The 8,038-nt window shown below is 55.3% G+C and carries 6 protein-coding genes and 1 pseudogene; 3 read left to right on the top strand and 4 right to left on the bottom strand.

Going from position 1 to position 8,038, the window contains the following annotated elements; translation table 11 throughout:
- The 4 genes and pseudogenes from PPL9_RS03830 to fabI all read right to left on the bottom strand — a co-directional run.
- Positions 1–640: pseudogene (locus PPL9_RS03830) on the bottom strand (acetate kinase); the annotation flags it as partial.
- Entirely contained in the window at positions 637–2,019 is a 1,383-nt protein-coding gene (locus tag PPL9_RS03825) for a bifunctional enoyl-CoA hydratase/phosphate acetyltransferase (RefSeq protein WP_057461410.1), read from the bottom strand. The pseudogene PPL9_RS03830 and the gene PPL9_RS03825, both read right to left, overlap by 4 nt.
- Positions 2,020–2,028: 9 nt before the next feature.
- A complete protein-coding gene (locus PPL9_RS03820; RefSeq protein WP_057461409.1) occupies positions 2,029–4,308 on the bottom strand; it encodes a DUF3141 domain-containing protein in 2,280 nt (759 codons plus the stop codon).
- A gap of 19 nt (positions 4,309–4,327) precedes the next feature.
- Positions 4,328–5,092 carry an enoyl-ACP reductase FabI gene (gene fabI, locus PPL9_RS03815; RefSeq protein ID WP_057461408.1) on the bottom strand — a complete coding sequence of 255 codons (765 nt, stop codon included), beginning with the start codon at positions 5,090–5,092 and terminating at the stop codon, positions 4,328–4,330.
- A gap of 381 nt (positions 5,093–5,473) precedes the next feature.
- Between fabI and PPL9_RS33010 the strand changes: the two genes are divergently transcribed.
- The 3 genes from PPL9_RS33010 to PPL9_RS03805 are packed head-to-tail and all read left to right on the top strand — an operon-like array spanning position 5,474 to position 7,989.
- A complete protein-coding gene (locus tag PPL9_RS33010; RefSeq protein ID WP_208989141.1) occupies positions 5,474–6,601 on the top strand; it encodes a hypothetical protein in 1,128 nt (375 codons plus the stop codon).
- A gap of 3 nt (positions 6,602–6,604) precedes the next feature.
- Positions 6,605–7,507 carry a hypothetical protein gene (locus PPL9_RS33005; protein ID WP_208989140.1) on the top strand — a complete coding sequence of 301 codons (903 nt, stop codon included), beginning with the start codon at positions 6,605–6,607 and terminating at the stop codon, positions 7,505–7,507.
- A 26-nt stretch (positions 7,508–7,533) separates the two neighbouring features.
- Positions 7,534–7,989: a CesT family type III secretion system chaperone gene (locus PPL9_RS03805; RefSeq protein WP_057461407.1), complete on the top strand. Its 456-nt coding sequence runs from the start codon at positions 7,534–7,536 to the stop codon at positions 7,987–7,989.
- The last annotated feature ends 49 nt before the right edge of the window (positions 7,990–8,038 follow it).

The raw sequence follows: 8,038 nt of genomic DNA, 5'->3' as shown, positions 1-8,038 counted from the left end.
CATCTTCTACGGCGCACATGGAAGCGCCATTGCCCAGATGGGCGATCACGAGACGCCCGCGTGCCACATCCGGATATTCGCGGCGCATTTCGCTGCAGATGTAATCAAAGGAAAGCCCGTGGAAGCCATAGCGGCGCACGCCTTCCTCATAAAAATGCCGTGGAATGGCGAAGGCGTCATTGGGGAAGGTGTGACCGGCATGGAAGGCCGTATCAAAACACCCGATCTGCAGCACGCCCGGAAACACCTGTTTGGCGGCGCGGATGGTTGCCAGACTGTAGGGTTGGTGCAGCGGTGCCAGTGGAACGAGCTGCTCAAGCTCCTGCACCACCTCGGAGGTCAGCTCTGTCGGCTTGTAAAATGCATTGCCGCCATGGACGATGCGGTGACCAATACCCACCACGGATTTACCTTGCAGGTAGGGCTCTACCCTTGTGAAGATGGAGACGACAGCTCCGGCATGATCGACGTGGCCCAGCTCTTCCACGATGTCAGCGTCGGGGGCCTGCATCTTCAGGCGGGCGTTTGGGCCCAGACGCTCTATGATGCCGGAGATGAAAAGGTCAGGCTCTGCCCGCGCTTTGTAAAGCGCGAACTTGACGGAGGACGATCCGGTATTGAGCGTAAAATAAAAACTCATGCTTTCTGGCTCGCAGCGTAAAGAAGCGCAACAGCGCAAGACATTAACCGGGCCTTGTCGTCATCTGCACGGCTGGTGAGGATCACCGGACACCGGGCACCCATAACCACTCCGCACACTTCTGCATGGGCAACAAAGGCCAATTCCTTGGCTAGCATATTGCCAGATTCCAGATTAGGCACAACCAGTACATCTGCCCTACCAGCAACCAAGGAGGTGATGCCTTTGGTCACGGCAGCATCAATGTCGATGGCGTTGTCCATGGCCAGCGGGCCATCCACGATGCCGCCCTTGATCTGGCCGCGTTCTGCCATTTTAGAAAGGATCGCTGCATCCATGGTGGAGGGAATTTTGGTGTTCACCGTTTCCACCGCCGACAAGATGCCCACCTTGGGCTGTTGCTGCCCAAGCGCCAGTGCCAGATTGATGGCGTTCTGGACAATATCCACCTTGGCTTCCAGATCCGGTGAGATGTTGATGGCTGCATCACTGATGAACAGGAGGTGGTCCAATCCCGGCACATCCATCACAAACACATGGCTGAGACGATTGTCAGTGCGCAGACCCACATCCCGTTTCACGATCTCCGCCAACAACACGTCGGTGTGGAGCTGGCCTTTCATGATGGCCTGCGCCTTACCTTCGCGCACCATGGCCACGGCCTGTGCTGCCGCCTGACTGTGGCTTGCAACGTCAATGATATCGCAGTGGGCCAGATCTTTGCCAAGACGCTCTGCGGCATCCTCGATCTTTTCGCGAGAGCCAATCAAGACAGGCTCAATCAACGTGTTTTCGGCTGCCAGCAAAGCGCCGCCCAGTGACTTGCGGTCTTCTGGCGCCACAACGGCAGTGATGAGAGGTGGGAGTGGGCGGGCTTGATCCAGCAGTCTATCGAAGTGCTCATGACTGCGCACGGTCAGACCCGGCAAGCTAACGGCCTTGGCGATTTTGCTGGTGCGCGGGGCGATAACCTCGGCCTCGCCTTCAACAATCACCTGACCGTCCGTACGTTCCACGGTGGTTTGCAGTGTGACGACGTAATCGGGCAGCTTTTCTGTCACCCTCACGCGGGCTGTCAGATGGTCCCCTTCATAAGCACGACCCAGAAAGCGCAGGCTCTGGCTTTTGTAGAGCGTGCCCGGTCCGGGCATTTGGTTGCCCAGCACGGCAGAGATCAAACTGGCGACCCAGAGCGAGGGGGCGACGCCTTCAAAGTCGCCTTCGCCCTCGCGATCTTCCTTGGGCAGGTGGATGGGGTTGAGGTCGCCGGAGGCATGGGCGGAGACGTAAAAATCATCCGCAGAGCAGGTTCGCTCGTAAATGGCTTCCATGCCAACTTCGATCTGATCGTACGGAGTATTCTTGTAGGTTGTTGTCATCAAACCTTCCTAACCCCATTTGAGCAACTTCTTCAGACAGTGCCACAGTTCCAGAGAATTGGGCGCCATATTCTCTTCCTTGCCGATAATGTAGGACACGGCTTTATACGCAAAGGTCTTGTCCTTCTCGCTTTTCAGCAAGCCCGGCAGGGCATTGTAACCTGCTTCCATTTCGAAACGGGAAATGAGAGTCTGATCGTGAATGAGGAAGTTGCGCTCTTTCGGATCCATGGATTTGAACGGTGCCCATGTGGTCAGCACTTCGTTGAACCGCTCCAGCTTTTCGCCGCGCACTTCGGTACGGGTGTCGGCAATCATCAGCACAATGCGCACGATGGCTGCGGCTGCCCCGCCCTTCTCGATCTTCTTGAGCGCGTTCTGGATGCTGGTCAGACTGTGCAGGTCCTGCATTGGCACTTTTGGCCGGCGGAAGGACAAAGCCTTGCCGTATTCCACGGCGGGCGGTGAGGCCCAGAAGGTGAGGAAGCTGTTTTCAATGAAGGCCTCGCGCATGTCCTTCAGTGCATCCCAGCCATATTCAATGCTGTCTGCCATCAGCTCCTCCCAGTAGTGGAAGGGCGTTTTGGCCATGTTGGGTGTGTGGCTCTCCTTCACTGCTGCAGCGGCCATGGTGGGCCAGAACATCAAGGGATTGGTGGAGGCAAAGGCGCCATTTGCCAGCCGCATGGGGTGCATATCACGCGTTGCATCCGCTGCCTGCGTGCTGTTCATGGTCTTCAGAACAGGGCCAATGGTGCTGTCATACACATCCTCCCAGCTCTCGGAAAAACGGGCGACACCGGCAAACGCTTTTTCCTCATCGCGTTCACCAGTTTCCAGCAGCATTTCATCAATGGTCTTACGGGCAAAGCTCACCTTGAATTTGGCATCACAGCCTTTGCCCTTCTGCTCTTCAATCTGCAGTTTGTAGAGCCCGGGAGGCATGGCCTCGATGGTCTTCAGCGTGGAAGCCACCTGCGTATGTTCTCGCTTGGCCACGCTGGAGGAGACAAAGATGCCCAGATGCCCGACCTGATCATGAAGCATATAAAGGATACGCTGGCCGAGGATCTCGATTTCCGCTTCATCCGTGTAGGTGTCGGCAATCCAGTTGAGCGCCTGATCGGGCGGGGTGATGTTATCACCGTAGGAGGAAAACACGATGATCGGGGACTTGATGGTCTTTAAGTCAATGGGGCGTCCCGGTTCCAGAAAGGCTTCGTTCTTCGCCAGCTTGTTGCCGATGAAAAGGTTGTCCAGAATCCAGCGGAATTCTTCCTCTGTCATGTAGTAGAAGCCGCTCCACCATTTCTGGAATTCCAGATAGCGCTCTTCGTCCTTGTCGATGTTGGTATAAAGGTCATAGTACTTGCGGAACCAGTTGCGGCCCGGGTTCAGCATCTCGAAGTTCTGCACCAGATTGGCACCATCAAAGACGCCGTTGCCCAGATCTGCGGAGAGCAAGGCAGGTACGATGCCGCCTGTCAGGCCTGCGGAGTAGCGCATGGGGTCCTGCCCCATCTTGCCACTCCAATAGGACATGGGCGCACCGTTGAGCACAATCGGCCCCACCAGATCCGGATAGACCGCTGCCAGAATAGCAGTTGCCCACCCGCCCTGACAGTTGCCAACCACGATGGGTTTGGGGCTGTCTGGGTGGCGAGAGATGATCTCGCGCAGGAAGGCCGCTTCGGCATGGGTGACGTGCGACAGCTCCTGATTGGGCTCTGGCATGGGATGAAAGGCGACAAAGTACACGGGGTGCCCGTCACGCAGGGCAACGCCCACCTGACTGTCATTCTTGAACCCGCCAATGCCTGCACCGTGGCCAGCACGTGGATCGATGATCACATAGGGGCGCTTCCAGTCCAGCACTTCCACGCCCTCAGGTGGAATGACCTTCAAAAGCATGTAGTTGCAGGGGCGCGGCAGGTTGCGACCCTCAACAACCACCTCGTAATCATAAATGAGAACCGGAGGACAGCCCTTGGCCATGTGGTCAAAGTATGTGTCACTGGCTTCGCGCAGGGCATCCATGGTCAGGATGGCGCGTTCGCTGGATTCCTTGAGATAATGCGACCACGCATCCAGCAGTTTCTTGGGCGTGTCGTAGGGACCCCAGGAGGCGGCCAGTGCGTCGCTTTTGGTTTTTGATTTGGCCTGTTTCTTTTGAAGGTCGTTCATCAGGCGCGTGGAGCGTCGTGAGTTGGCGACCTGCAAAAACTGGTTTTGTTCAGCGAGGGCCTCAAAGTACTGGGCGGTTCGCTTGCTAAAGAGTTCTACTTGCATAATCTACCTCAGTGCCGGCCTAACCAATGATGCGGTAACCACCGTCAATGGGGTGAACCACGCCGGTGATGTTTCGGGCTTCATCACTGGCCAGAAAGGCGGCATATGCGCCAATGTCTTCAATACTTGCGAGTTTTCGGGTGGGAGCACGCTCGGTCGCGTCGGCCAGCATCTCATCAAAGCTGGCAATGCCGCTGGCGGCGCGTGTTGCCAGCGGGCCGGGGGACAGCGCGTTGACAGAGATGCCCTTTTGGCCCAGTTCGGCAGCCACATAGCGCGTGGTGCTTTCCAGCGCGGCTTTCACCGGACCCATGATGTTGTAGTGGCTGATCACCTTTTCCGAGCCATGGAACGTCACGGTCATGACGCTGGACCCGGAAGGCATCAGCGGTTCTGATTTGCGGATGAGGCGCAGGAAAGAGTGCACGGAGATGTCCATGGCCACGCCAAACCCCTCTGCCGAGCAATCCACCACGCGGCCATGCAGGTCAGCCTGCGGGCAAAAGGCGATGGAATGGAGCAGAATGTCCAGCGATCCCCAGACCTGCTCGATTTGCTGGTAAAGAGCATCCACCTCATCAGGTTTCGTCACATCCAGCGGCGCAAAAATAGCTGCATCGGCTTCTTCTGCCAGTGGGGCCACATGCTTTTTCGCTTTGTCATTCAGGTATGTAAGAGCCAGTTCTGCGCCTTGTGCCTTCATGGCTTTGGCGCATCCCCATGCAATGGACTGGCTGTTCGCCACCCCAACAATAAGGGCTTTCTTGCCCTTCAATGAAAACATGCGGTCATTACCCTGTTGGTTGAAACCTGTCATTTGGAAGGAAAACAACAAGACTAGAAATAGCTATACAGGAGAAATAAGGAAAACCAAGGTGCGAAATTTAGTAAATGAATTGGGCGGTCGAAATATTCAAAGAGTGACTATTTATGTAACTAAGTAATTTTGTAATTAATTTTGAGCCATTTCTCAGTGGGTGTTGAGTAACCTAGTTTTCCAAGACAAATGTGTCCGTCGTTTACTTTTTTCGGTTGGCGACCCGAGCTGAGTGCCTGTCAGCACAGACACGTCCGGCAGGGGATTCTAATAGTTTGATTAAAACGTGATCCCGGAGTGTTTCTGTAGTTTTCGGGAAAAAAGATATTACCAAGCGATGGTGCTTTCATGACCGGATCAACTTTATCTGTTTCGACCACTCAGCCAACTGTCCCTCAACCCGATCTTGCGCAGTATCAGGATGTGGTTCCTCCTAAACCAAGTGAGCGGATTGTTGAGTATTCGCTCAACTATGTGACGAAGAAAACGGCGCAGCATGAAGCGGTTCTGGGTGAAATAAAGCGCGAGCTCAATTCTTATTTCAGCACTGAAGTCACGGAGAAGGTGGTTGATCACTTCCTCTCCACAAAGCCACATCTGCCAAAATCCAGCGTGCTCGCCATGCTCCTTCATGTGCCAAGCAAAGCTTCGCAGCAAGCGCAGGAAAAAGTGACAGCGCTCTTTGAAGAGGCCCATGCCTATGGCAGCAGGCTGACGATGGAAACTTTTTTTGAAGGCGCCGCAATTCCGGATGACCCCAAAAAAGCGGCTGAAGTTCTCACGGCCCGCATTGTTGAACTGGCAAAAACAGCAGATGCGGATGGTATTTCCAGCATCACGCGGTCGCTGAGCTTTCTTGGCGGCTCAGACAACGCAGTGTTGAAAGAAGCCGTGCCGATCGCGCTGAAGGCCGTCCATTCCACGCTTGTCTATCCCGAGAGCGTCCGGACACAGAATGCAGCGCAGGGTGGAGACGTTGCGCGCGTGCCGGGTGAGGTGACAACCCATCTGCTTGCACTCATCAGAAATGAAGCGCAAACCCCGGGTCTGGACCCGGAAACATCTGGCAATCTGGCTGAGGTTGACGGGTATGTGAAGGATCAGGTTCTGGGCCATAAGATCTCCGTGCCGGAAACCCGCGAGCTGTTGACTGCTGTTGCAGAGCGATTTGAGGAAATCGGCCTGAATGGCCTTGCCGATGAAACCAAAACGCTGCTGGGACAGCTGGGCAAGAGTGACAACCCGCCGCTGACGCGCCTGCACGATGCGATCTACTCCCGCGTGCTCGACAGTACCTTTATTGCGGACATGGTTCACGACACACCGCAGTCCGTGATGAACTCCGCACAGCTGGTGAAAGATGGCATCCGCGATGTAATTTCCATCCAGACCCCACGGGTCCAAAACCAGACAGCCATGACCATGCATAGGATGATGGCAGGCAACGAGCGGTTCTGGATGCCGGAATGCCCATAGCTGATGGAGTTTGTGCAAGGGCCGCGTGACGATGCGCTGATGAATCTGGACAAGTTTTTGTCCGCACCAACCCGCAACGGATATGACGCCATTGCTGTTCCCATGCTGGTTGTGAAGTCCACTGTTGCCTTGCATGCATTGCTGACCAAAACGGTGCCTGCAGACCGCCAGCCACTGGTCGTCAACGGCAAGAAGGTCGCTGACTTACCTGCTTATGTAAAGGTTGCGAACAAGGCTTATCAGGGGATCTGTCAGGAAGCCAATCGCACGAACGCTCCAGAAGATCCTGATTTGCAAAAAGCAGACAGATCCAAAGTTGGGCGTACGGACACGCCAAAGAGTGCGCATGCCGGGATCACCCTTGGCTATCAGCCCGGCAGTGTGACGTTTGAAGGAGATGCAGGCAAGATCCCGAGCACGCACCCTGCGGATGTGAATCTGCCAAAGCTGCAGGAACCGAGTAAGTCTCAGGTGGAAGCGCTGTCTCGCGGCATGCCGTTTGCCTCTGGCGTTTCCGGTTCGACCAACCTGAACCTGCATTTTCTGCATTATCTGAGGCACACCTCCCCTAACCCGGACCAGATCCCGGATTCGAAAGACTACATGGTCGCGAACACCATGTTCCTGAACTATGACGGCGGTCACTCAATCCACGAGGCACTTTGGGTCGGGCAGGAGTTGGACGGTACGCTGGGGCTGGATCTCGGTCTGGCACAAGCGAAGCCAGATGGAACACAGATCGACTCGTCAAGCTATGTCTCCGACCTCAATGACTTCATCGGCCTCTACGATGGCACGGAGACTGGCGATGCTTTGGCACGAGCCAAGGACAACGCCTTTGATGCGACGCTGGATTACTTTGATGAGCACAGCTACGCAGCTGGGAAACCCGTGGGCGAAGCCTGAGCCTCAAGCCATATTGAGAATAGAACATGAAACACGCTGAAACACTTATTGCCGAGCTTGGCGAGAAAATCGGGCTACCAAACCTTCAACTGGACGAGGAAGGGCTTTGCTCTTTTGACGTTGAGGAGGAGTTTATGCTCACTTTGGGCGCGAACAATCAGGATGAGGTGATCCTGTTCGCCCTGCTGCCTGACATCCAGAAAGACAAACGCGAGGCAGGGTATCGGTTGTTGCTGCAAGCCAACCTGCTGGGTAAAGGCACCGGAGATGCGGTTCTTGCCATGACGGAAGGCGACAACCAGCCAGCTCTGAACTCAAGGTTCTCCGCCAAGAGCCTTGGTGTGACGCAGCTTGAAGAGAAGCTGGATACATTCATCAAGCTCGTCAAACTGTGGCGCGTGACCATCGAGTCCCTCAATACCTCGCAAAATGAGGGGGCAACACAGCTTCATCCTTCAAACGATGAGTGGCTTCGCGCATAAACTTGAGTGCCTGCCATCCGGTTGGGCTGTCTTCAGCCAGCCCAACAGT

Origin of the sequence: Pseudovibrio sp. POLY-S9 (assembly GCF_001431305.1) — a bacterium.
GTDB lineage: Bacteria > Pseudomonadota > Alphaproteobacteria > Rhizobiales > Stappiaceae > Pseudovibrio.
The sequence above is the reverse complement of the archived record's forward strand: the minus strand, read 5'-3'. Positions and strand labels throughout refer to the sequence as shown.